Source organism: Streptomyces olindensis (genome assembly GCF_040645895.1).
Classification (GTDB): domain Bacteria; phylum Actinomycetota; class Actinomycetes; order Streptomycetales; family Streptomycetaceae; genus Streptomyces; species Streptomyces olindensis.
The window spans coordinates 12537-35109 of the sequence record NZ_JBEYZD010000076.1 but is presented as its reverse complement, the minus strand read 5'-3'; the positions used below and the strand labels follow the sequence as shown (position 1 = coordinate 35109).

At 73.2% G+C, this 22573-nt stretch carries 20 protein-coding genes; 8 read left to right on the top strand and 12 right to left on the bottom strand.

Annotated elements, in window-relative coordinates:
* Window positions 1-16: 16 nt before the first annotated feature.
* The 4 genes from ABZ948_RS33860 to ABZ948_RS33845 all read right to left on the bottom strand — a co-directional run bounded on the left by ABZ948_RS33860 (window position 17) and on the right by ABZ948_RS33845 (window position 4157).
* Window positions 17-799 (bottom strand): GAF and ANTAR domain-containing protein, encoded by a 783-nt coding sequence (locus tag ABZ948_RS33860; RefSeq protein ID WP_359766103.1) that lies wholly within the window; start codon window positions 797-799, stop codon window positions 17-19.
* Window positions 800-971: 172 nt separating this feature from the next.
* A complete protein-coding gene (locus tag ABZ948_RS33855; protein WP_359766102.1) occupies window positions 972-1739 on the bottom strand; it encodes a TIGR03943 family putative permease subunit in 768 nt (255 codons plus the stop codon).
* Window positions 1736-2743: a permease gene (locus ABZ948_RS33850; RefSeq protein ID WP_359766100.1), complete on the bottom strand. Its 1008-nt coding sequence runs from the start codon at window positions 2741-2743 to the stop codon at window positions 1736-1738. Before ABZ948_RS33850 ends, ABZ948_RS33855 begins: the two co-directional genes overlap by 4 nt.
* 70 nt (window positions 2744-2813) lie before the next feature.
* Entirely contained in the window at window positions 2814-4157 is a 1344-nt protein-coding gene (locus tag ABZ948_RS33845) for a helix-turn-helix domain-containing protein (RefSeq protein ID WP_359766098.1), read from the bottom strand.
* 128 nt (window positions 4158-4285) lie between these two features.
* On the opposite strand from ABZ948_RS33845, the gene ABZ948_RS33840 reads away from it, so the two are divergent.
* A complete protein-coding gene (locus ABZ948_RS33840; protein WP_359766096.1) occupies window positions 4286-4438 on the top strand; it encodes a hypothetical protein in 153 nt (50 codons plus the stop codon).
* 158 nt (window positions 4439-4596) lie between these two features.
* On the top strand, window positions 4597-5469 hold the full coding sequence (locus ABZ948_RS33835; protein ID WP_359766094.1) for a M48 family metalloprotease: 873 nt from the start codon (window positions 4597-4599) through the stop codon (window positions 5467-5469).
* On the opposite strand, the gene ABZ948_RS33830 is transcribed toward ABZ948_RS33835, so the two are convergent.
* From ABZ948_RS33830 to ABZ948_RS33805, 6 genes are all read right to left on the bottom strand, one after another.
* The gene (locus ABZ948_RS33830) at window positions 5470-5685 is read right to left on the bottom strand and encodes a hypothetical protein (protein ID WP_359766092.1); all 216 of its coding nucleotides are present in this window, start codon (window positions 5683-5685) and stop codon (window positions 5470-5472) included.
* Window positions 5664-6140 carry a hypothetical protein gene (locus ABZ948_RS33825; RefSeq protein ID WP_359766090.1) on the bottom strand — a complete coding sequence of 159 codons (477 nt, stop codon included), beginning with the start codon at window positions 6138-6140 and terminating at the stop codon, window positions 5664-5666. Before ABZ948_RS33825 ends, ABZ948_RS33830 begins: the two co-directional genes overlap by 22 nt.
* Window positions 6141-6233: 93 nt before the next feature.
* Window positions 6234-7634 (bottom strand): extracellular solute-binding protein, encoded by a 1401-nt coding sequence (locus ABZ948_RS33820; RefSeq protein ID WP_435857710.1) that lies wholly within the window; start codon window positions 7632-7634, stop codon window positions 6234-6236.
* Complete coding sequence (locus ABZ948_RS33815) at window positions 7634-10150, bottom strand: vWA domain-containing protein (protein WP_359766086.1); 2517 nt, start codon at window positions 10148-10150, stop codon at window positions 7634-7636. Before ABZ948_RS33815 ends, ABZ948_RS33820 begins: the two co-directional genes overlap by 1 nt.
* 4 nt (window positions 10151-10154) lie before the next feature.
* The gene (locus ABZ948_RS33810; protein WP_359766084.1) at window positions 10155-10490 is read right to left on the bottom strand and encodes an effector-associated constant component EACC1; all 336 of its coding nucleotides are present in this window, start codon (window positions 10488-10490) and stop codon (window positions 10155-10157) included.
* A 125-nt stretch (window positions 10491-10615) separates the two neighbouring features.
* The gene (locus tag ABZ948_RS33805) at window positions 10616-11677 is read right to left on the bottom strand and encodes a serine/threonine-protein kinase (protein ID WP_359766082.1); all 1062 of its coding nucleotides are present in this window, start codon (window positions 11675-11677) and stop codon (window positions 10616-10618) included.
* Window positions 11678-11871: 194 nt separating this feature from the next.
* On the opposite strand from ABZ948_RS33805, the gene ABZ948_RS33800 reads away from it, so the two are divergent.
* Together ABZ948_RS33800 and ABZ948_RS33795 are read left to right on the top strand one after the other, a co-directional pair.
* Complete coding sequence (locus ABZ948_RS33800) at window positions 11872-12312, top strand: hypothetical protein (RefSeq protein ID WP_359766080.1); 441 nt, start codon at window positions 11872-11874, stop codon at window positions 12310-12312.
* 112 nt (window positions 12313-12424) lie between these two features.
* Window positions 12425-13396: a hypothetical protein gene (locus tag ABZ948_RS33795; protein WP_359766078.1), complete on the top strand. Its 972-nt coding sequence runs from the start codon at window positions 12425-12427 to the stop codon at window positions 13394-13396.
* Here the strand turns inward: ABZ948_RS33795 and ABZ948_RS33790 are convergent.
* Window positions 13293-14651 carry an aminotransferase-like domain-containing protein gene (locus tag ABZ948_RS33790; RefSeq protein WP_359766076.1) on the bottom strand — a complete coding sequence of 453 codons (1359 nt, stop codon included), beginning with the start codon at window positions 14649-14651 and terminating at the stop codon, window positions 13293-13295. The genes ABZ948_RS33795 and ABZ948_RS33790 overlap by 104 nt on opposite strands.
* Before the next feature lie 79 nt (window positions 14652-14730).
* On the opposite strand from ABZ948_RS33790, the gene ABZ948_RS33785 reads away from it, so the two are divergent.
* Both ABZ948_RS33785 and ABZ948_RS33780 read left to right on the top strand, forming a co-directional pair.
* Entirely contained in the window at window positions 14731-15558 is an 828-nt protein-coding gene (locus ABZ948_RS33785) for an alpha/beta fold hydrolase (RefSeq protein WP_359766074.1), read from the top strand.
* A 43-nt stretch (window positions 15559-15601) separates the two neighbouring features.
* The gene (locus tag ABZ948_RS33780; protein ID WP_359766072.1) at window positions 15602-16603 is read left to right on the top strand and encodes an endonuclease/exonuclease/phosphatase family protein; all 1002 of its coding nucleotides are present in this window, start codon (window positions 15602-15604) and stop codon (window positions 16601-16603) included.
* A gap of 61 nt (window positions 16604-16664) precedes the next feature.
* Here the strand turns inward: ABZ948_RS33780 and ABZ948_RS33775 are convergent, their stop codons facing one another.
* Entirely contained in the window at window positions 16665-18749 is a 2085-nt protein-coding gene (locus ABZ948_RS33775) for a PhoX family protein (protein ID WP_359766070.1), read from the bottom strand.
* Window positions 18750-19029: 280 nt separating this feature from the next.
* On the opposite strand from ABZ948_RS33775, the gene ABZ948_RS33770 reads away from it, so the two are divergent.
* A complete protein-coding gene (locus ABZ948_RS33770; protein ID WP_435857707.1) occupies window positions 19030-20751 on the top strand; it encodes a VWA domain-containing protein in 1722 nt (573 codons plus the stop codon).
* A gap of 89 nt (window positions 20752-20840) precedes the next feature.
* Window positions 20841-22457, top strand: coding sequence for a methionine--tRNA ligase (metG, locus tag ABZ948_RS33765; RefSeq protein WP_359766066.1), 1617 nt, complete (start codon window positions 20841-20843; stop codon window positions 22455-22457).
* The last annotated feature ends 116 nt before the right edge of the window (window positions 22458-22573 follow it).

Genomic DNA, 22573 nt, shown 5'->3' with positions numbered 1-22573 from the left:
GGGCCCCTCCGTCACGTCAGTCCCGGTCGAAGCGCCTGCGGTGGGCGATCACGTCACGGGCCACGTCGAGGGCCGTGCACCCGCGGGCGAAGGCGTCACCCCTCAGCCGCGCCAGGGCGTCGTCGGCGCCGACGCCGAGCTGCGCCATGATCATGCCGACGGCCTGGCAGACCTCGTGATGGTCGGCGGCCAGCCCGCCCAGCCAGGGCTCCCCGCCCCGCGCCTCGGCCTCGTCCTCGCGGGGGAGCGCCATCAGGGCCACCGTCATGACACCGGCCACGAGCCGGGCCACGTGCAACTGGCGGTCGGTGAGGCCGCCCGGCCTGTCCCGGTAGAGGTCCAGCGTGCCCACGCACACCGCGTCGCTGCCCAGCGGCACCGCGTACACCGCCCGTACCCCGGCCGCCGTCGCCTGCTGGGCGAAGACCGGCCAGCGTCCGGCGTCCCGTCCCGTGGTCAGATCGCAGGCCAGCACGGGCTCGCCCGCCTCCAGCGCGCTCTGGCAGGGGCCGTCGCCCAGGGTCGCCTGGATCTCCGCCAGGTGCGCGGCGTGCGCGCTGCTCGCGCTCAGCCGTACGGGCATGCCGTCGCTGCGCAGCGACACGCTGGCGCCGGTCACCGGCAGCAGCTCGACCGCCACCTCGCACAGCCGCCCCGGCACCTCCCCGGGCTCGGCCCCGCGCACACCTCTGGCGATCACGTCGGCGGCCCGGGCCCCGTCCAGGTCCAGGTCGCCGCCCCCGGTGCCGCGGGGACCGTGGTCGCCCCCGGGGGCGCCTGGGTCGTCCCTGGGCCGCACGACAACCGCCTCCTCTGATCACCGCGGCCTGCACGCTTGACGGTCTTCCGGGGCGGGCCCCTGGCTGGGTGCGGCGAGGTACGGCGCGCGACCGCCCTCCCGGAATCGAGCCCCGACTACCCGAGGCGGGTAGGGCGAAACCCGTGCCGGGCCGTCGCCGCGGGGCTCGTCGTCAGCGCTTCTCGTACGGGTTGTCCGGCTGCGCCACCTGCCGTACGGACGCGGCGTCGACGACCGGCGGCCAGGCGGCGTCCGAGCCCGGCGCGCCCTCGGGGCGCCAGGTGCCGGTGACCGTGACCCAGGTGTCCTCGGGCGGGGCGTCGGCGCCGCGGACCTCGGCCCTGGCGGTCGTCGCGTCGGCGGCGCAGCAGGAGACGAGGAGGCGGGTGACGTACCAGGTGCCGTCGCCGTCCCGGGTGACGAAGCCGGTGAGCCGGACGGTGCGCCCCCGCAGGGAGCGGTCGCTGTCGTAGACCGCCCGGGAGCCGAACTCTCCGAGCGTGAGGTCGACCGGGTCGCCGGACGGCAGCGCCGGGAAGCTGCCGACGCCCCGGGCCGCCCGCTGGTCCGCCTCGCGCTGCGCGCTGTAGGAGCCGAGGGCGGGCGGCGGGAAGAGCAGCAGGGCGAGGGCGGGGAGGGTGAGGAGCCAGGCGACCCGGGGGCCGGCGGGGCCGTGGTCATGACCGTGACCGTGGTCCTGGTCGTCCAGGTGCTGGTCGTCAAGGTCCTGGTCGGGGTCGTCGTCGTGGTCCCGCTTCCCCGCCGTCCGCGTCAGCACCGCCACCACCACTCCCAGCAGCACCAGCGACGCCCCGGACACCACCAGGTAGGGCCGCAACCCCGGCTGTACGTACCGCAGGTACAGCTCGCTGAAGGCCGACACCCGCAGGATCGCCGCCCCGACGAGCGCGAGCAGCACGGCCGGTCCGTAACGCCTCACAGCAGCCACCACCCCACCAGGACGCTGGCGGCCACGGCCACCACCCAGGTCGCGGCCGAGAACCGCAGCGCGAAGGCCCTGCCGAACGTGCCGGTCTGCAGGGCGATCAGCTTCAGGTCCACCATCGGCCCGACCACCATGAACGCCAGCCGCGCGGTCGGCGAGAAGCCGCTCAGCGACGCCGCCACGAACGCGTCGGCCTCGCTGCACACGCACAGCACCACCGCCAGCAGGGCGAGCAGCAGCACCGACAGCCAGGCCGAACCGGTGAACACCTCCAGCACCGACCGCGGCACGACGATCGCGAAGGTCGCCGCGGCCGCCGCGCCGACCACCAGGAAGCCGCCCGCGTGCAGGAAGTCGTGCTGGAGCCCGGCGACGAAGGCGCGCGGCCCGCCGCCCGGCCCGGGCGCGCCGCTCCGCTTCGGCGGCCGCAGCCACTCCTCCCGCCCGAACCGCGCCCACAGCCAGCCCATCGCCACGGCCGTGGCGAGCGAGGCGGCCAGCCGGGCGAGGACCATCTCCGGCTGCCCGGGGAAGGCGACCGAGGTCGCCACCAGGACGACGGGGTTGATGGCGGGCGCCGACAGCAGGAAGGCGAGCGCGGCGGCCGGGGCGACACCCCGCCGCATCAGGCTCCCCGCCACCGGCACGGACGCGCACTCGCAGCCCGGCAGCACGACGCCCGCCGCTCCCGCGACCGGCACGGCGAGCGCCTCGCGGCGGGGCAGCAGCCGGGTGAAGACCCGCTCGGGCACGAACGCCCCGATCGCCGCCGACACGACCGTGCCCAGCAGCAGGAAGGGCACGCCCTGCACGGCGATCGCGGTGAACACCGTCCACCAGGCCGCGACCGGCGGGGTGTACAGGTCGAGCGCGACCATCGGCCCGAGCACCGACACCACCGTCACCACGGCGATCAGCGCGGCGCCCCCGAGGACGGCGTACACCAGGGCCCGCAGGCCCAGCCGTATGCCGTCGGCCACCGTCCGTTGGTTCTCCACGCGCCCCGCCCTGGTCGTTCACATCCCCGCAGGAGGCTAACCCGCACGGCTGTGCGACGCCCGTGCTTCCTCAGAGAGGAGGCTGTGCGGGCGCGGGCCCGAGGGTGGTCGTGCCGGGGGCCGTACGGGGCCCGAGGCCCGTCCGGTAGGCGTCCAGGGCCGCCTCCACCCGCCCGGTGCGCCGCAGCAGGTCGCCCAGCAGCCGGCACAGGTCGGCCAGGTCCCCGGCCGCGCCCGCCCGCTCCAGCAGGCTCAGGGCGCGGACGTAGTGCTCCTCGGCCTCCTCGGTGCGGCGGGCGTCCTCGGCGATGATGCCGAGCAGCCGGTGCGCGGCGGCCGAGTGGACGGCGCCGCGCTCGGGGGAGAGGTGCCCGAGGACGTCGTGCAGCAGGGCCGCGGCCTCGTCGGACCGGCCGCGCCGGTGCAGCACGTCGGCCAGTTCGACGGTGACCTGGCTGCTGTACAGGGCGGCCCGCCTGGCCGACAGCATGCCGAGGGCCTCGCGCAGCTCCTCCTCCGCGCGCTCCAGTCGCCCGTCCTGGGCGTAGACGTAGCCGCGCATCCAGTGGCAGTTGGCGAGTTCCGTGCGGATCTGCAGGCTCCGGTACAGCTCGGCGGCCTTGGCCAGCGAGGCGTCGGCCTCGGCGAGGCGGCCCTCGGCGACCAGGGTGCGGGCGACCGAGCGGTGCATGCGGGCGACCAGGGCGGGGTCGCCGGACTGCGGGGCGAGCGCCAGGGCGAACTCGGCCGCCTGGGCGGCGCGGGCGTGCGCGCCCATGTCCATGTACGGGCCGATGGCGCTGGCGTAGAGCAGCAGCAGGGCGTCCGGGTCGTGCAGGCCGCCGCGGTTGAGTTCGTCGAGGGCGGTCTCCAGAAGGTAGACGGCGTAGCGGAGTTCACCGGCGAGGTAGTGGGCGACGGCCCGGCCGCGCAGGGCCGGGACGCGGGCGGGCAGCGGTGCCCCGGCGAGGCAGGCCTCGGCCCGCTCGAAGTACTGCCGTCCCGCCTCCAGCTCGCCGGTCTCCAGGGCGCACTCGCCGAGCCCGAGCAGCGCGGCGGCCTGCTCCGCGGCCACGTTGTGCGTCTCGGCCTCGCCGAGCAGCCCGGCGTACTGCTCCGCCGCGGCCTCGGCCTCGCCGACGGCGAGGGTGCGCTGCGCCTCGGTCAGCCGCAGCCGCAGCTCGGTGACGAGCCGCGCCGAGTGCCCGCTGGCGAGTTCGTCGAAGGCGACGCCGAGCCGCCCGGCGAGGTGCCGCAGGGCGTCGTCGGAGGGCCGTACCCGGCCGGACTCCAGGGTGGAGATGTAGGCGGGCGTGTACACCGGCTCCGCCAACTGCCTCTGTGTCAGCCCACGTTCGACACGCAACCGCTGCACCCGGCGGCCGATGGTCCCCGGATCGTCACGCTCCCCCACGCCAACTCCCCCTGCGCCTCTTGCCGTTCGGCCTGGACAGCCCCTAGGTTAAACGGAGTGTTAAGCGGCAGTGTTGGACACGCTTAATACTCCGCCGTCATAGTCGCCGCCCCTGTTGCGAGGTCGCCGTGCTCGAACGCACACGCACCGCCGAGCGGTACGCCAGAGGCTTCGCCGCCGCCGTGGTCGCCGTCGCGACACTCCTGCTGGCGGCGAACACGGGACCGGCACGGGCCGTGGAAGCGCAACAGGCCCCCCAGACGGTCACCGACGCCCACTGACAACCCCCTCCCCGGCAGGCGAAAAGGGCACGTCAGGAGGAGAATGGGACGGAGGGAGCTGAGACATCATGGCCCATCCCTTTGCTCCGGACGCCCCGCCGCAGGTCCGGTACTCGCTCGCACGACACCCGCATGAACGCACCAGGCTCGTACTCGCCGTGGGCAGCGTGTGGACCGGCTTCTTCATCTTCCTGATCATCGCGATGACGGCGGGGGGAGGTGCGGGAATTCTGTATCTGTTGCTGGCGATCCTCGTCGTCATCGGTTCCGAGTGGCTCTTCCACAGGCTCCGGAAAGCCGAGCTTCTCGGACGTGCGATCAAGGTGACACCGGACAGCTTTCCGGAGATCCACGCGGAAATCGCCGAACTCCGACGAAGGCTCGACTACCACCGCCCGATCGACGTCTACATCCTCGACGAAGTCGACGGGAAAATGGAAGTGACCAGCATGCTCGGGACGCGGGTCCTCCTCATCAAAGGAGAATTCGCGGCGGCCCTCCAGGAAGACGGCCCCGCGTCCCTGCGTTTCATGCTCGGCAATTTCATCGCCTGGCTCAAGGCCCGGCACGGGCGGCTGGCGCTGTCCGTGCTCATTCTCGATTATCTGAAGTGGCTGGCGTTCATCGACCCCTGGATGCTTCCCTACCGGCGCTCCGCGACCTACACGTGCGACCAGTTCGGTTATCTGTGTGCCGAGGACCTCTACGCGTCACTGGGCGTGCTGGCCCGGCTCGCCGTCGGCAGGGAGATGGGTCCCAGGGTCTCCCCCACCGGCGTGCTCGAGCAGGCCCAGCAGGCGTCCCGGCGTCCCCTCTCGCGCTACGCCGAGCTGTTCCAGTCGGAGCCCCACCTCGTGAAGCGCTACGCCAACCTCGTCGCCTTCGCGGGGGCCGTGATGCCCGCCGACCAGGAACGGTTCCTCGCCGGTCTGGACGAGAAGGGCCGCCGTATCCTCCGCGACCTGCTGATCCGGTCGCCTCATCGTCAGACGCCCGGATCGCGGCCCCGGCCGGCGGCCCACCCCGGCTGACTAGTGCGCGTCCCCGCGCGAGCGGACGAAGCGCCACCCGAAGTAGCACGCCCCGAGCGCCCCGCCGACCGCGCCCACGGCACACGTCGCCGTCGCCCACGCCGCCATGTCCTGGCCGATCCACAACAGGCTCACCACGACCAGCGCCAGGGAGAACAGCAGGCGTTCCCCGTGGCCCGGGCCGCGACGTCCGGTCAGTCCCCGGTCGCCGTGCACTTGTACGTCACGCCCTTCATCCTGATGTCGCGGTACCCGACCTTCACGGTCGGAGTGGCGGGGGCGACGTCGGTGCCGCCGCCACCGCCGCTGTCCTTCTTACGGCAGTAATAGCCGAGCGCGTCCAGCTTCTTGAGGTCGCTCATCGCCTGGTACTTCTTGTAGGACGCGATCATGGCGGCCCGCTTCTGCGCAGGCGTGGCCTCCTTGGCCTTGGTGTAGGCGTAGCACCCGATACTGGCGCCGATCCCCACCCAGGAAGCCCCCTTGGCCAGGGCCTTGGAAAGGCCCGCCGCGCCACTGCCGATCCCGAGGACCGCGCAGATCTCGTCCGCTCCGGCGCGTACTTCCGGTTGAGCCGGAGCCGCATTGGCCGCCTGCGCCCCGGCGCAGCACAGCGCGCCCGTCATGGCGAAAGCGATGACAGTGGATATTCCCTTGCTTCGTATGCTCACGAAGTCCGTCCCCGTTTTGCTGAGTTGCATGGTCAGTGCGGTAAAGAGGCTACGCACGGGGCGGACGCGTATGCAATGGCGAAATTGTGAACATCACTGGTTGGACAAGACTTTACGCAATGCCGCGTGCAGGCGTTTCGCCAACTCCGCGTCGCCCGGCGGGTCCGCTTCGGCCCGCGGACCGTACAGGGCGTCCAGTTCCGTGATGAGGGTCTGGCTGACCGCGCCGTACAGGGGAGTGCGCGGGCGATGGACCGCCTCGCGGAGGGCCGGGAGCAGGATGTCGCGGGAGTAGCTGAGGCCGCCCGCCAGCCGGTCGGGTGCCGTGCGCTGGGCCCTCTCCCCCGTGGGGGACGCCGAGGGGCCCTCGGCGTAGGCATGGGCGTGCCGGCACGCGGGGGCGGTGCCGGTCTCCTGGTAGGCGGAGACGCGGGTCGCGGCGAACCCGGCGCGCAGCAGGCAGCGTTCGCTGTCGGGGTCGGTGAGGAACGCGATCAGCTCGGCGGCCTTCGCGGCCCGCTGCTCGGTGGTGGCGGAGGTGACGGCCAGGTTCTGGCCGCCCAGCACGGCCTTGCCGGGCAGCCGGGCCACCCCGAGGTCCGCCTTGAAGGTCTCGGACAGGGTGGGGTAGACGTACGGCCAGTGCCGCAGGAACGTCGTGCGGCCCTCGGCGAAGGCGCTGAGCGATTCGGCCTCGCGGGACGCGGAGGTGTCCTTGAGGGTGTACGGCGACACCGTGCGCTCGCGGAGTTCGGTCACCCCGGCCGTCAACTGCTCCTCGTCGGCGGTGTACCCGCCGTCCGCGTCGGTCAGTTCGAAGCCCGGCACGGCCGAGGCGAACGCCTCGATCGCGTTGACGGTCCGGCCCTCGTAGGCGGCGAGCTGGGTGGTCCAGTCCGCCTGGGTGCCGACGCCGTTCACGGCGTCGAACATGCGCCGCAGCTCGTCCCAGGTCAGCTCGTCGTCGCCGAGGTCGGTCCGGGAGACGCCGGCCTCGCGCAGATGGTCCTTGCGGTAGTACAGCAGGCCCGCGTCGCTGTTGAAGGGGACCGCGTACCGCTTGCCGTCCCAGTACGACGTGCTGTCGACGGAGGGGATGATGTCGTCGGGCGCCTTGACGGCCGCGTCGGTCAGCGGGCGGATCAGGTCCGCCTCGGCGAACTCCGGGACCCAGGTGACGTCCAGGTTCACCACGTCGTAGTCGGCGCTGCCGGACTGGAGGGCGCCGAGCAGCTGGCTGCGCTGCTGGTCGGCGGAGCCGGGCAGTTCCACCAGGCGGGCCTCGTAGCCCTGCGCGCCCTCCGCGGCGTTCCAGGCGTCGATGAGCTGCTGCCGTATGCCGTTCTTGCCGGTGACGTCCTGGCCGCTGGCCACCACGATCCGGCGGCGCTCGTCGGCTGCCGTCGGCTCTTCGCGGACGTCACCGCCGGTGCAGGCGGCCAGGGACAGCAGGGACAGCAGCGCCAGTACGGCGGCGGGCAGGCGCCGGGCCATCATTCCTCCCCCCTTCCGATGCGGGCGACCTCGTCGCGCAGCGCGGGGACGAGGTCGTCCCCGGCGTCCAGGCAGCGGCCCTGGGCGGCCTCCGCGACGCGTGTGCCGGGGCGGTCCCGGTCGCAGCCCCCGCTGTTCAGCGTCACCATGACCACGGGCACCCCGGAGGCGCGTGCCCGCTCCTCCACCTCGCGGAGGCGGTCGCCGCTGAGGCGCTCGTCGTCCTCGCCGTCGCCGAGGTAGACGATCAGCTGCGGTCGTTCGTCGGAGGCACCGCGCTCCCGCATGAACGCCAGCGCGTCCAGCAGGGCGGCGCCCGGATCGGCTTCCGCGTCCCGCACCTCGGCGCCTCCCTTGCCGGTCTTGAGGGCCTGTTCCGCCCGCGCGCGGGAGTGCGTGCCGAAGTCCAGCAGTTCGGTGTGGGTGCGGCCCTCCAGGCCGTGCACCGCCCACACCCCGTACTCGTCCCCCCGGCCGAGTCCCTTCAGCGTCTGCTTGAGGATGCCGGGGCCGCCGCTGGGGCCGTCCCACAGGCCGGCCATCGAGCCGGAGCTGTCGAGGAGGTACAGCACCCGGCCGGGCCCGTGGGCGTTGCCGTACAGCTCCAGTGTCCGGTCCAGTTGTGTCGCGTCGGCGGGGTCCGCCGGCGGGACGGAGGTTTCCAGTCCGTGGTCGTCCGCCTTCCCGCCGAGCAGGCCGCGGGCGCCCGTCGCGGACCTGAACCCGTGCTCGCCGAGCACCTTCCGGCCGTCCTCGCCCGTCAGCCAGTCACGGAACCGGTCCACCTCGTCGTCGCGTGCCTGCTCGTCCTGGTCACCGCCCTCCCAGCGCACCCGCACGAACGTCGGCTCCAGACCGGGCACGTCGTCGGGGTAGAGGGCGGTGCGCTCGGCGCGCGTGACCGAGTGGCAGCCGACACCGCTCCTGAGCAGGAACTCCGGGACGAGGACCGCGCTGCGGCCGTCCGCGGCGTCGTCCTCGGGCAGTGTGCACAGCAGCCTGACGGCCGAGGACTCGGGCCGCCCGGCCCGGTCGACGAGCTGTTCGGCGCCGCGCACATCGGCCCCGGCGCCGTACAGCCCGGCCGTGGCCAGCAGCGCCGCGTCGCTGAACTCGGGGTCGGGCCTGCGCACTTCGGCCTTGGGGTCGGCCTGCTTGAAGGCACTGACCAGCTCCGTCAGCGACCGCCCGGTGGGCGGGAGGCCGGCACCGAGGTCCTTCGGGACGGCCAGCACGACCGGCGAGTACGCGAACGGCTCGGCGTCCGGCTCCAGCCGGGCGAAGACGCGTTCCACCTGTGCTTCCTCGGCCCGGCCGACGTCCGCGCGGGTCGCGGGGATCCACACGTCCGGCTGCGGGCCGATGTCCCGCTGCGGATTGACGTCGTCACGCGGCTGCTGCCACGGGTCGGACCGCTCCCCCAGGGCGGTCACCACGTGGGCGGCACCCGCGCTGTAGGGGGTGATGCCGCTGCGCCGGCACCCCTCGTCGGTGGTGTTGGCCGCCGAGGCCAGATAGGCGTCCGCCGCCGCCCGCATCGCCGGCTCCAGGTCCGGATCGGTGAGGACCCGCAGCTCCAGGGGCGGTTCGCAGGGGCCGGAGTCGCCGGTCAGGACCAGGACGCCGTAGCCGCCGGCGCCGGTGGCGATGAGCGCGAGCAGGGCCGACAGGGCGGTGCGGCCGAGCCGCTGGGCGGCTTTGCGGGCGGCGATGACGACACGCCGGAACCAGGAGGGCTCCTGGATCGGCCGTGACGAGATGGGGCCCGCCGCCAGCAGCACGTCCGCGTCCGGGTCCCACGGGGGCGCGAGCGCCTGCGGCCGCTGCGAGTCGTTGTCCTCCGCCTTGTACTTCGCCGCGGCCATCCGCTGCTTCACCGCGTCGTACAGCTTGGAGAGCCACACCTCCCCGCCCTCGTCGAGGACGCGCACCATCTCGCGGGTGAACGGCGTCGCGACGTCGGCGTCCCCGCCCAGGATGCAGCGGTTGGGCTGCACGCTCATCAGCAGCAGGATCTTGTGCTTCTTCCGCTTCGGGTCGTCGAAGCGGTGCCAGACGCCAGCGGCGTTGCCGGCGTAGCAGCAGTCGAGGATGACCACCACCTGCTCGGCCTTGCTCTCGACGAGTTCGCCCAGCACCTCGCTGAAGCTGACCGAGCCGGGCAGCCCGTTGCCGGTGAGCACCCGCGCGGTGCGCATCTGCAGGTGCAGTTCGTTGCCGGAGGTGGAGGTGACGGCATGCCCGGCGAAATAGAGCAGGAGCAGCCCCCTGGCCTCTTCGCAGGCGCGGTGCAGTGCCCCCGTGAAGTCGTCCGGGGTCGGCGAGGCCAGGGCCCGCACCTCGCCCGTGCCGAACACATGGCCTCGGTTCAGCGCGTTCTCGAGTGCCGTCCGGTTGCGCAGCACGGCGGGGAGCTGGCCGTTGACGCCCTGCGGATCCGGCGCCGTGTGGTCGTACTCGGACACACCGACCAGCAGCGCCCGGTTCACTCTGCCGCGCGGGTCGAAGCGGCTCACCGGCCTACTCCCCGTCGGGGTCCAGCGAGCGGATCTGTGGATCGGGATCGCCGCCCTGGAGCCTGCGGCGGTTGTTCGCCCAGGTCTTCACCGCGCGGGCGGTGTACTCGGTCAGGGCCGCGACCGTGACGACGTCACCGAGCACTTTCAGCACGAGCTCGAGGTCGGGCCCGAGGCGCCCGTCGGCCCCCTCCGTCCCGGCCTGCTCCTCGATGGTCAGTTGCCCTGTGGAGACGAGTTCCTCCAGCGACTCCTCGCGCTCCAGCCACGTCTTCAGGGCTCTCACATCGTCCGCGGTCGCGCCGGCGCCCAGCCGCACGCGTACGCCTAAGACAGCCACTCGCTCCCCCTCTGTCATGCTCGCCATCATGACACCGGGTCGGGCCTCGGCGGCAGACCTGTGACGCGACCCGTGCAAGCGATTGCACGCCCCCTTCACGCCAGGCGCACACGGCGCACGCGTGTTCAGGGCTGGGTCTGCAACTGCCTCAGCTGCCGCTGCACATGGTCGAGCGCCCCCTCGCGCCGCCCGGGGACCCGTCCCCGCAACTGGGCGAGGGCGGCGCCCAGTTCGCGGGCGCGGGGGGTGTCGTGGACCTGGCCCCACTGGTGGTGGGCCCGGTCCACGGCGGCCTCGACGGCGGGCGCGTCCGGCGCCTGACCGGCGTTCAGGCGGGCGGTGGCGATCGTCAGCCAGGTGCGGCAGCTGCGCGCCGCGTCCCCGGCGAACATCGCCAGGTCGGCCCGTACCTCGGCCCAGTGCAGGGCCTCCTCGGAGGCGGGCCCGTGCGCGGCCACGGCGGCCTGCTCGTGCCGGGCGGCGAGCGCGTCGGCGTCGGAGTGGCGGCCGGCCTGGACGGCGGCGGTGATGGCGGCGTGCGGGTCCCCGGCCGTCGGGCCCGGTGTGCTCACCACGAGGTCGGCGCCCGCGCTCTCGGGCGCGATCCGGGCCAGGGCCTGCTGGTGCAACTGCTCCGTCGGCGGCCGGAATCCACTGCGCAGGATCGTCGCGACGGCCTTCATGTACGCCGGTGCCGCGACCGTGCGTCTGGAGGGCGGCGGCGCGATCCGCCCGTGGACGGCGTTGCCCCGCCCCGAGTCCAGGGGCGTGCTCCGCAGCAGCTCCCAGGTCTCGGCGTCCGCGTGCAGGTCGAGCAGGAGGGTCGTGGCCCCGGCGGGCCGCAGCCGCAGCTCCTCCCGGAACCAGTGCCAGGGGAAGGCCGTGTAGCGGGCGGTGGAGGGGGTGGTGCGGGCCAGCGCGAGGTGGGGCAGGCGCTGGCGGCGGTCGAGCTGGAGCTGCCCGGTGACGTACACGGTGAGCGGTCCGGGGGCCGCGGCGGCGGCCCGCAGCCGGGTGAGGACGGCCTGTGGTTCCAGCGGGTCGGCGAGTTCGACGACGTTCGCGGTGTCCGTACCGGCCAGCACGGCGGGCGGCACGGCGGCCAGGACGGGGAGCACGGAGGCGGCGTCCACCAGGCGCCCCCTGCCCACCGGTGAGGCCGCCAGCAGCAGCACGGTTCCGGGCATCGCCCCTCCCCCTGTGTCGATCACGTACGTCAGCACCGTAACCGCTGCGGCTGCGAAGGTGAGCCCCAGGACCGCAAACGCCCGCCTTCGGGTGCTTCGCCCCCGTTGTCGCGGTGCGGGGCGCTCCGCCGACTTGCCCGCACCGCCGCGGCGGTGTGCTCTGGAAGCAGGGGCAGAGAGAGAGGAGAGCTCTCATGGCTCACGCGGCACCCGCCTCACGCAGGGTGACCCGGCAGCGGCGCAGGCCCGACGTCTTCGGCGCGCGGACCCACGCCGCAGCGAAGGTCGCGCTCCCCGTCGTCCTCGGGCTGATCTACGGCTACTGGGCCGCCGCCAACCGGCGCGACTCCGGGCCCATCACGGGCTGGAACCTCCTGTTCGGCTTCCTCACGGCGCTCGTGTTCGCCGTGCTGTTCGCCGCCCTGTGGGAGGTGGCCCCCAGGCTCGGGCGCGAGCTGCACGCGCTGGCCTGGTTCGTGTTCACGGGCTGCGCGGTGGGCTTCCTCATCAGCCAGTCCGACGACTCCGTGCTCAAGTCCGCCGGGCTGGGGGTGGTGGTCGGGGCGGGCGTCCTCGTGACGCTGTTCTACCGCTACTACACGCACGAGGACGCCGCGGGCCGCCGCGTCGACTGATCCGGAGCCGGCAGGGCTCCCCGGACCACCGGACGCCCGTCCGGGGAGCCCTGGGGGCCCGAATGCAGTCATCCCGCTCGCGGGCCCGGCCCGGTCCGCCTTGCCTGGAGGGGTGTCCGAGCGCGACCGGGCGTCCGTACCGGAGAAGGCGGCGCCCCCACGACCGCGGAACGTCCTGTCGGCCGTTCTGCTGGCCCTCGCGTGCCTGCTCCTGCCGTTCGGGGCGCTGGCGTCCTGGGCGGCGCACGGGCTGACCGACACCGGCCGCTACGTCCGCACGATGGCGCCGCTCGCCGCCGACCCGGACGTGCGGCACGCGGTGGCGGACGCCGTCGGGGACGGGTTCATGCGGGAGGCCGGACACGAGTTCGACACCGGTCCGCTGCGGGGCGCGGTGGAACCCTTCGTGCGCGACGCGGTGCGGTCCTTCACCCGGACCGAGGCGTACCGCACCGGCTGGGACGCGGCGAACCGGGCCGTCCACACCGCCGTGCTGCGCACCCTGCGCGACGAGGCCGCGCCCCCGGGCCCGGTCACCGTCGACATCGCCCCGGTCGTCAGCCGGGTCAAACACCGGCTCTCCGACGACCACGTGCCGTTCGCCCACCGCATCCCGGTCACGCACCTGCGCGTCCCGGTGCTCCCGGCCGCGGACGCGGACCGACTGCGCAAGGGGTTCCACGTGCTGGACACCGCCGCCTTCTGGCTGCCGCTCACCGCCGCCGCCCTCGCCGTCGCCGGGATCGCCCTGGCCGCGTGCCGCCGCCGCGCGGTCACCGCCCTCGGCCTCGGCACGGCCCTGGGCGGCGCGCTGCTGGTCCTCGCCGTCGCGGTCGGCCGCCGCCTCACCCTCGCCGACCTGCCCGACGCCCCGCACCGCCCGGCGGCGGGCGTGGTCTACGACGCCCTGACGGCCACCCTGCGCTCGGTGTCCTGGCTGCTGTGCGCCCTGGGCCTCGCGGTGGCGCTCGGCTCGTGGCTCACGGGACGGTACGGTCCCCGGCTCGCCGCGCGGCGACGTGCGCCAGGGTCCGCAGGGCCCGCCGCAGATCCGGCTCCGGAGCCGACGCGAGCCCGAGCCTGACCGCGTCCGGCGTGTGCCCGGGGGCGACGGCGAAGGCGGGGCCGGGCGTGACGGCGATGCCGTGCGCGGCGGCCGCGGCCGTGAAGGTGTCCGCGCGCCAGGGAGCGGGCAGCTCCCACCAGGCGAAGTAGGCGTGCGGGGCAGACCGTACGGCGAAGCCCGCGAGTTCCTCGGCGAGGATCAGCCGGCGCCGCGCCGCGTCGGCCCGCTTGGCCTCGACCAGCCGCGCCACCGTCCCCTCCGCGGCCCACCGCACGGCCGCCTCCAGCGCGAACCGGCCCGCGCTCCACCCGCCCGAGCGCACCGCGTCGGCCACGGCGGCGACCCGGTGCGGCGGCACGACGAGGAAGCCGACCGTGAGCCCGGGGGCGACCCGCTTGGAGAGGCCGTCCACGACGTGGGTGAGCGCCGGGGCGTGGACGGCGAAGGGGTCGCCGGGGGAGTGGAGGAAGGACCAGATGCGGTCCTCGACCACGGGCAGGTCCAGGTCGTGGACGAGGCGGGCGAGTTGCAGCAGCCGGGTGCGGCTCGTCGTCAGGGACGTGGGGTTGTGCAGCGTCGGCTGCACGTAGAGCGCGGACAGCGGCGCCGAACGGTGCGCGGCGGCGATGGCCTCCGGGAGCAGCCCGGCCGCGTCACCGGCCAGCGGCACCAGGGTGATGCCCAGCCGGGCCGCGATCTCCTTGACCAGCGGATACGTCAACTGCTCCACGCCGACCCGGCCGCCCGGCCGGACCAGGGAGGCCAGCACGGCGGCGATGGCCTGGCGGGCGTTGCCGGTGAACAGCAGCCGCTCGGGGCCGGGGCGCCAGCCCGGGGTGGCGAGGAGGCCGGCCGCGGCCTCCCGGGCGGCCGCGGTGCCGGTGGCGGCCGCCGGGAGCAGGGCCTCGGCCAGCACGTCGGGGCGCAGCAACGGCGCGAGCGCGGAGGCGAGCAGCTCCGGCTGGCCGGGCGCGGACGGGTAGTTGAGCTCCAGATTGACGGGCGCTCCGGCCGGACCGGCCTCGATGAGCGCCTGCCCCACCGGCCCGGCCGGAGCGGCCCGCACGAAGGTGCCGCGCCCGACCTCGCCGACGACCAGCCCGCGCCGCACCAGTTCCGCGTACACCCGCCCGGCCGTCGACGGGGCGATGCCCCGGCGCCGTGCGAACGCCCGTTGCGGAGGCAGCCGTTGCCCGGGCTTGAGCCGCCCGCCCGCGATGTCGTCGGCGATGCGGTCGGCGATGCGCCGGTAGTCCCGCCGGTAGTCGTCCATCGGTCGGCCTCCCCCTTGGATTGCACCGAGAGCAAAGATCTTATTGCACCGAGTAGTTGGGCCGCCTAGGGTCGACCTCATGGCACCCTTCCTCGCATACGAGGACAAAGGCCCCGTCTCTCCCGGGCAGCCGGTTGTCCCTCTGGTTCCCCTGGTCCTCGTCCACGGCCACCCCTTCGACCGCACCATGTGGGCCCCGCAGCTCCGGACGTTCTCGACGGCCCGCCGCGTCATCGCCCCCGACCTGCGCGGCTACGGCGCCTCCCCGACGACCCCGGCCGTCACGGACTTCTCCGCCTTCGCCCGGGACATCGAGGCCCTGCTGGACGAGCTGGAGGTGGAGTCCTGCGTGCTGGCGGGCCTGTCGATGGGCGGCCAGATCGTCATGGACTGCTACCGCCTGTTCCCCGAGCGCGTCCGCGGCCTGGTCCTCGCGGACACCTTCCCGTCGGCCGAGACCCCTCAGGGCGTCCGCGACCGCGACGCCATGGCGGACCGCCTCCTCGCGGAGGGCATGCGCGGCTACGCCGACGAGGTCCTGGAGCGGATGGTCGCCCCCTACGCCCCGGCCGAGGTCAAGGCGCACGTCCACCGCATGATGACGGCCACGTCCCCCGAGGGCGCCGCCGCGGCCCTGCGCGCCCGCGCCCGCCGCCCCGACTACGGCGACCTGCTCACCCGCGTCTCCGTCCCGGCCCTGGTCGTCGTCGGCGCCGACGACACCTACACACCGGTCTCCGACGCCCGGGCCATGCACGCGGCCCTCCCGGAGTCGGCCCTGCACGTCATCGACGGCACGGCCCACATGCCGAACCTGGAACGCCCGGCGGAGTTCGACGCGGCACTGGCGGAATTCCTGGCCCGCGTCGACGAGCGGCAACCTTCCCCCGCCCCGCCCCGTCTTTGAGGGAGGATTCGGGCATCACACCCCGTGAACGGAAGGCCGGGCCTTGGACACCGCCGCTGCCGAGTGGACCGCCACCGACGACGAGCCGGACCGCCGTCCCCCCGGACGGCGGCTCGGCGCCTGGTGCGCGGGCCTGCTGCTCGCCGGAGTGAGCGTGATCGTCGGCTTCCGGACCGCCGACAGCGACGGCATCACACCCGTCCCGCAGGTCCTCGCCTTCCTCCCCTGGCTGCTCGCGCCCACGGCCCTGGCGCTGCTGCTCACCCTGCTGTCCCGCTGGTGGCTCGGGACGGCCTGGGGAGTCCTCCTGCTCGGCCTGCTGGCCTGGTTCATCGAGCCGTACGGCAAGACGGGCGATCCCGCGGGCCGCCCGGTCGCCGAGCTGCGCGTGCTGACCTCCAACGTCGAGTTCGGCCAGGGCACCGGCTCCCTGGTCGCCGCCGTCCGCCGCGAGAAACCGGACGTCGTCTTCGTGCAGGAGTGCGAGTACACCTGCGACGCGCGGCTGAAGCGGGACCTGGGGCGGGACTACCCGCACCGCCGCGCCGTCGAGGGCGGCGGCTCCGAGGGCTCCGTCATCCTCAGCCGCCACCCGCTGCGGCCCACGGACGGCGTCCGCGCCACCATGGGCATGCCCGGCGCGATCGCCGACGTGGACGGACACCCCGTACGGCTCCAGCTCGCCCACCCCATGCCCCCGATACCCGGCCAGGTGGACCTGTGGAGCAGGGAGCTCGACGCCGTGCGCGACGCGGCCGCCGCCGATCGCGGCACCCCCCTGGTCCTGGCCGGCGACTTCAACGCCTCCCAGGACCACGCCGCCTTCCGCCGCATCCTCGACACCGGCCTCTACGACGCCGCCCGCCTGGACGGCGAAGACCGCACGGCCACCTGGCCGGCCCCGACCGCCAGGACCTTCGGCACACAGATCGACCACGTGCTGGTGTCCGGGCAGTTCACGGCCGACCGCACCCGCGTCCTGGACCTGGCCGACACCGACCACCGCGCGGTCGTCACGGACCTCACGCTGCACGACAGCCGATAGCGGCGGCCGGAAACAGGCAGGGGGCGCCCACCGGACGCCCCCTGCCCACTGTGAGATGCCGTCAGCAGCCGATGTCGCCGCCGTCGGCACGCCACACGGCCACGACCGCCGGCCGGACGTAGCTGCCGGGCCCGTCGGGCCAGGTGCTGGCGGGCTTCTCCACGGACGCGCCGTCGATCTCGCCCGGGTGCTGCACGGCGACGAGGACACGCCGGTCCTGGATGATCGGACCGCAGGTCTCGGCGCCCTTCGGCACGGTCAGGAACTGCTTCAGCTCACCGCGCCGCTCGCCCCGGGTCGCCACGCCGAACAGGCCGTCGTGCGAGCCGAGCTGGGCGCCGTCGGTGGAGATCCACAGGTTGCCGTAGGGGTCGAAGGCGACGTTGTCCGGGCAGGAGATGGGGCTGACGCCGTCCTTCGGGAACCCTGCGAAGTAGGTCGCCGGGTCGTCCGGGTCACCGGCGACCAGGAACAGCGACCAGGCGAACCTGGTGCTCTCGGGCCGGTTCCAGCGCTCGGTGAGCTCCAGCACGTGCCCGTGCTTGTTGGCGTTGCGGGGGTTGGCCTCGTCCGCCTTGGCGTTGGAGCCGACACCGCGGTTGCTGTTGTTGGTCAGGGCGACGTAGACCTTGCCCGTCACCGGGTTGGGCTCGATGTCCTCGGGCCGGTCCATCTTCGTCGCGCCCACCTTGTCACCGGCGAGCCGCGTGAAGACGAACACCTCCTCGGCGCTCATCCCGTCCACGTGCGAGACGGCACCGTCGGCGGTGGCGGTGGCCAGCGGAATCCACTGACCGCTCCCGTCGAACTCGCCGTCCTTCGGCAGCTTGCCCGTGCCGTCGATCTCGATGGCGGGGGAGTCGCCGGTGAGCTTGGCGACGTACAGCGTGCCCTCGTCGAGCAGGGAGAGGTTGTGCTCGCGCACGGCCCGGGAGGTGCCGCGCTTCATCCGCTTGCTGCTGACGAACTTGTAGAAGTAGTCGAACCGCTCGTCGTCACCGGAGTAGACGACCGGCCGCCCGTCGTGCGTCAGCCGCACGGTCGCGGCCTCGTGCTTGAACCGCCCGAGCGCGGTGTGCTTGCGGGGCGTGGAGTCCGGGTCGTACGGATCGAACTCGACGACGTACCCGAAGCGGTGCACCTCGTTCGGCTCCTGGGCGACGTCGAACCGCTTGTCGAACCTCTCCCACTTGCGCTCGCTCGCCCCGGTCCCGACGCCGTACCGCTTGTCGGTCGCCCGGCTGCTGTTGGCGAAGTACTGGTTGAAGTTCTCCTCGCCGTGCAGGGTCGTGCCCCACGGGGTGACGCCACCGGAGCAGTTGTTGAGGGTGCCGAGCACCTTGGTGCCGCTCGGGTCGGCGGAGGTCTTCACGAGGCCGGACCCGGCGACGGGCCCGGTGAGCCGGAACTCGGTGGTGGCGGTGACCCGCCGGTTCAGCTGGTGCCGGGAGACGGCGGTGAGCTTCCCGCTCCTGCGGTCCTCCTCCACGACGACGGCGGACAGCCCGTGCGCGGCCCAGGCGATCTCGACCTGCTCCCGGGTGGGATTGGCGGCGTCGTACCCCCGGAACATCAGGATCTCGTCGGTGTACTCGTGATTGGCGACGAGCAGCTGCCGGCCACGCTCACCCGGCAGCGGGAGGAGCGCGAGGAAGTCGCAGTTGTACCCGAACTGCCCGGCCTGGGCCTTGGCGGACTGCTTCTCCGGGTCGAAGGCGGGCGCGCCGCGCAGGATGGGCTCGCCCCAGCGGATGACGACGTTCTGCCCGTACCCCTCCGGCACGGTCACGGCGTCCGCCGTGTTGGGCGCGACGGGCGCGAAGCGCAGCCCGCGGGCGCCGGACTTGCGCCGGGCGACGTCGGAGGCGGTGGCGGCGGTGGCGGCCGGGACGGCGGCGGCCTGCGGGGCCTGCCCGGCCCCCACGGCACCGGCCCCGGCGGCGGTCACGGTCACGACGGCCGCGGCGCGCATCATCGACCGCCGGCTGAGCGCACCGGCGATCACGTCACCGACGTACTCGTTGGTGCTGGTGTTGGGCACCTCGTGGAAGCAGGCGTCACCACACCGGAAACGACAGGTCAGGGCGGACCGGCCGCCGGGATGCGAACCGGACGGCGTTCCGATCAACGGCAGCAGCTTTCGCACTTTGCTCTCTCCTTGGATGCCCATGGTGTCAGCGTGACCGTAGGGGCACATACGTGCGGGAGCCGGGCGCCCGGATGAACAACGAGTGAACCCACAGCAGCCGTACGGGGGTTGCCGCCCTTCAGCGTGGCGACACCTGCGCAGGCCGGATGTGCCCCTTGACAGGGTGGATCCCGCACACCTGACCCTGCCCAAGATCGCGCAGGAGGGCCGCTAACCTTACGTGTCCGTCCTGGCCAGGGATTGACGGGCTTCAACTCACGCGAAGGGTTGCGCGCACATGGGCATTCTCACTCTCTTGCGGAACGCGTTCGGACGGTCACGCAAGTCACGGACCGCCGAGGCGGAGGGTGCGGCGCAGACGACGACCACGGGGGCGGCGCCCGCGCAGGAGCCGCCGACGTCCCCCGCCACGGTCCCGTCCCAGGAGACCCCGGCGTCCCCCACCACGGTCCCGACCCAGCAGACCCCGGCGTCCCCCACGCCGGACCCGAAGGTCCCGTCCCCCTCCCCCGAGCCGCCCCCCAGCGCCTCGGGCACGGTCCCCGACCCTCGCGCATCGTCCCCCGACGAACACGACCTCGTGGCAGCGGCCTTCGACCACGTGACGGTACCGAGGCCTACGCGACCGGCGGAGGGGGAGCCGACGGTTTCGGAGCCGGCGGTTACGGAGTCGACGGTTACGGAGTCGACGGTTTCTGAGGAGACGGCTTCGGAGGAGGCAGCTTCGGAGTCGGCGGTTTCGGAGGAAGCGGCTGTTGCGGAGCCGGCGGTTTCCGAGGAGCCGGCGGCTGCGGGGCCGGCGGTTGCGGAGGAGCCGGCCGCGGCGGAGGAGCCGGTTGCGGAGAAGTCCGCGGTTGCGGAGGAGCCGGCGGCTGTGGAGGAGCCGGCCGCTGCCGAGAAGCCGGCGGCTGCGGAGCAGTCCGCGGAGGTCGCGGAGCCGGCCGTCGAGGAGCCGGAGGTCTCGGGGCCGGAAGGCGTGGAGGAGCCGGTCGCCGAGAAGGCCGAGGCAGGCGAGCCCGAGGCGCCCGCGGCGTCGACCGCCGAGCCGGAGATCGCCGAGGAGCCGGTGGCGGAGACGGCGACCGAGACCGACGCGCCGGCGGAGCCGTCGGAACTCGAGCCCGCAGCCGCCGACGGCGCCCAGCCCCCGCAGGGGCCACCCGCAGCCGACGACGAAAGCCGCACGGGTGGTGCGGGTGGGAACGACACGGCCGAAGGCGAAGCCGAGGCCACGGCCGACCCCGAACCCGCCGACGGCGCCGGTGCGGGTGGGAACGACACGGCCGAAGGCGAAGCCGAGGCCGCGCCCAAGACCCCCACCACCCCCGCCACCCCCAAGCCCGCCCTCACCCTCACCCAGCTCAAGACCCGCGCCCCCGGCCTGGCCACCGCCTACCGCACCGCCGCCACCACCCTCAAGACCCACAACCTCACCGGCACCCGGGCCAAGGTCTACCTCGTCCTCGACCGCTCCGCCTCCATGCGCCCGTACTACAAGGACGGCTCCGCCCAGGCCCTCGCCGAGCAGACCCTCGCCCTCGCGGCCCACCTCGACCCCGAGGCCACCGTCCCGGTCGTCTTCTTCTCCACCGAACTCGACGGCACCGGCGAGATCACCCTCACCGACCACGAGAACAAGATCGACGACCTGCACGCCTCCTTCGGCCGCATGGGCCGCACCAGCTACCACGCGGCGGTCGAGGCCGTCCTGGCCCGGCACGACAAGGAGACCCCCGGCACCCCCGCCCTGGTGGTCTTCCAGACGGACGGCGCCCCCGACGCCAAGACCCCCGCCACCCAGTCCCTCACGGACGCCGCCAAGACCCACCCCAGCGTCTTCTTCTCCTTCGTCGCCTTCGGCGACCCGGAGAACAAGGCCTTCGACTACCTCCGCAAGCTCAAGACCCCCAACACGTCCCACTTCCTCGCGGGCGAAACCCCCCGAGAGCTCACGGACAAGCAGCTCTACGACGGCGTACTGGCGAACTGGCGCCCGTAGCCCCGCCCGGGGTGGACAGGACGGAACCCCCTGTCCACCCCACGAAACGCGTGTGAGTCGATCTCCGACGGACCAGTAGGATTTCGACCATGGCGGCCACTGGATCCGAGAAGCAGGGGGCGAAGGCGTACTACGTCTCGACCCCCATTTACTACGTCAACGACGCTCCTCACCTGGGCCACGCCTATACGACCGTCGCAGGCGACGTGCTCACCCGCTGGCACCGTCAGCGCGGCGAGAAGGTGTGGTACCTCACCGGCACGGACGAGCACGGTCAGAAGATCATGCGCACCGCGGAGGCGAACGGCGTCAGCCCGCAGCAGTGGGCCGACAAGCTCGTCACCGAAGCGTGGAAGCCTCTCTGGGAGCACCTGGAGATCGCGAACGACGACTTCATCCGCACCACGCAGAAGCGGCACACGGACCGCGTCCAGGAGTTCGTCCAGGACCTGTACGACAAGGGCGAGATCTACAAGGGCGGCTACGAGGGCCCGTACTGCGTCGGCTGCGAGGAGTACAAGCTCCCGGGTGAGCTGCTCGACGGCGAGGGCGAGTACGCGGGCCAGAAGCTCTGCCCGATCCACAAGAAGCCGGTCGAGATCCTCAGCGAGGAGAACTACTTCTTCAAGCTGAGCGAGTACGGCGAGAAGCTCCTCGCCCACTACGAGGCGAACCCCGGCTTCATCCAGCCCGAGTCCGCGCGCAACGAGGTCGTGAACTTCGTCCGCCAGGGCCTGCAGGACCTCTCCATCTCCCGCTCGACCTTCGACTGGGGCATCCCGATCCCCTGGGACGACAAGCACGTGATCTACGTGTGGGTCGACGCCCTGCTGAACTACGCCACGGCGGTCGGCTACAACGAGAACCAGGCGAAGTTCGAGGAGACCTTCCCGGCCGACGTCCACCTCGTCGGCAAGGACATCCTCCGCTTCCACGCGGTGATCTGGCCGGCGATGCTGATGGCGCAGGGCCTCCCGCTCCCCGGCAGGATCGCGGCCAACGGCTGGCTGATGGTCGGCGGCGAGAAGATGTCGAAGTCGAACCTGACCGGCATCAAGCCGCAGGACCTGACCTCGCACTTCGGCGTGGACGCGTACCGCTGGTACTTCCTGCGCGCGATCGCCTTCGGCCAGGACGGCTCCTTCTCCTGGGAGGACTTCTCGGCCCGCTACACCAGCGAGCTGGCGAACGACTACGGCAACCTGGCGTCCCGTGTCGCGGCGATGGTCGGCAAGTACTTCGGCGGCGAGCTGCCGGCCTCGACGGCCGACGGGGAGGCCGAGAAGGCCGTCCACGAGGGCCTGACGAAGGCGGTGGCGGAGGCGGACCGCCGCATCGGCGACGAGCTGGACTTCCAGGGCGGCATCCTGGCGGTCTTCGACTTCGTGAAGCAGGTCAACGGCTACATCACGGAGCAGGAGCCGTGGAAGGTGGCCAAGGACACGTCCGACGAGGGCAAGGCCCGCCTGGCCACGATCCTCTACACGGCCGCCGAGTCCCTCCGGGCGGTGGCGGTCCTCCTCAACCCGGTCATGCCGGAGACGTCCCAGAAGCTGTGGGACTCCCTCGGCGCGGAGGCGTCCCTGGGCGCCCTGGCGGACCAGCGGATCCAGGAGGCCGGTGACTGGGGCAGGCTCCCGGCCGGGACGACGGTCACCAAGGGCGCGGTCCTCTTCCCCCGCCTGGAGGAGAAGCCGACCGCGTAACAGCGGTAACACGCTCGCTACAGCACGGGCCCGGGAGAACGAGTCACCTTCTCCCGGGCCCCACGCTTTGCGAAGATCCCCTGAGGACGGCCACCCGGCCGCCACACACCTGGGGG

Bases quoted from the DNA above. Each gene is read 5' to 3' on its own strand.
- ABZ948_RS33820 (WP_435857710.1), bottom strand. From the start codon at position 7,634: ATGGCCCGGCGCCTGCCCGCCGCCGTACTGGCGCTGCTGTCCCTGCTG.
- ABZ948_RS33805 (WP_359766082.1), bottom strand. From the start codon at position 11,677: ATGCCCGGAACCGTGCTGCTGCTGGCGGCCTCACCGGTGGGCAGGGGG.
- ABZ948_RS33800 (WP_359766080.1), top strand. From the start codon at position 11,872: ATGGCTCACGCGGCACCCGCCTCACGCAGGGTGACCCGGCAGCGGCGC.
- ABZ948_RS33790 (WP_359766076.1), bottom strand. From the start codon at position 14,651: ATGGACGACTACCGGCGGGACTACCGGCGCATCGCCGACCGCATCGCC.
- ABZ948_RS33785 (WP_359766074.1), top strand. From the start codon at position 14,731: ATGGCACCCTTCCTCGCATACGAGGACAAAGGCCCCGTCTCTCCCGGG.
- ABZ948_RS33770 (WP_435857707.1), top strand. From the start codon at position 19,030: ATGGGCATTCTCACTCTCTTGCGGAACGCGTTCGGACGGTCACGCAAG.
- metG (WP_359766066.1), top strand. From the start codon at position 20,841: ATGGCGGCCACTGGATCCGAGAAGCAGGGGGCGAAGGCGTACTACGTC.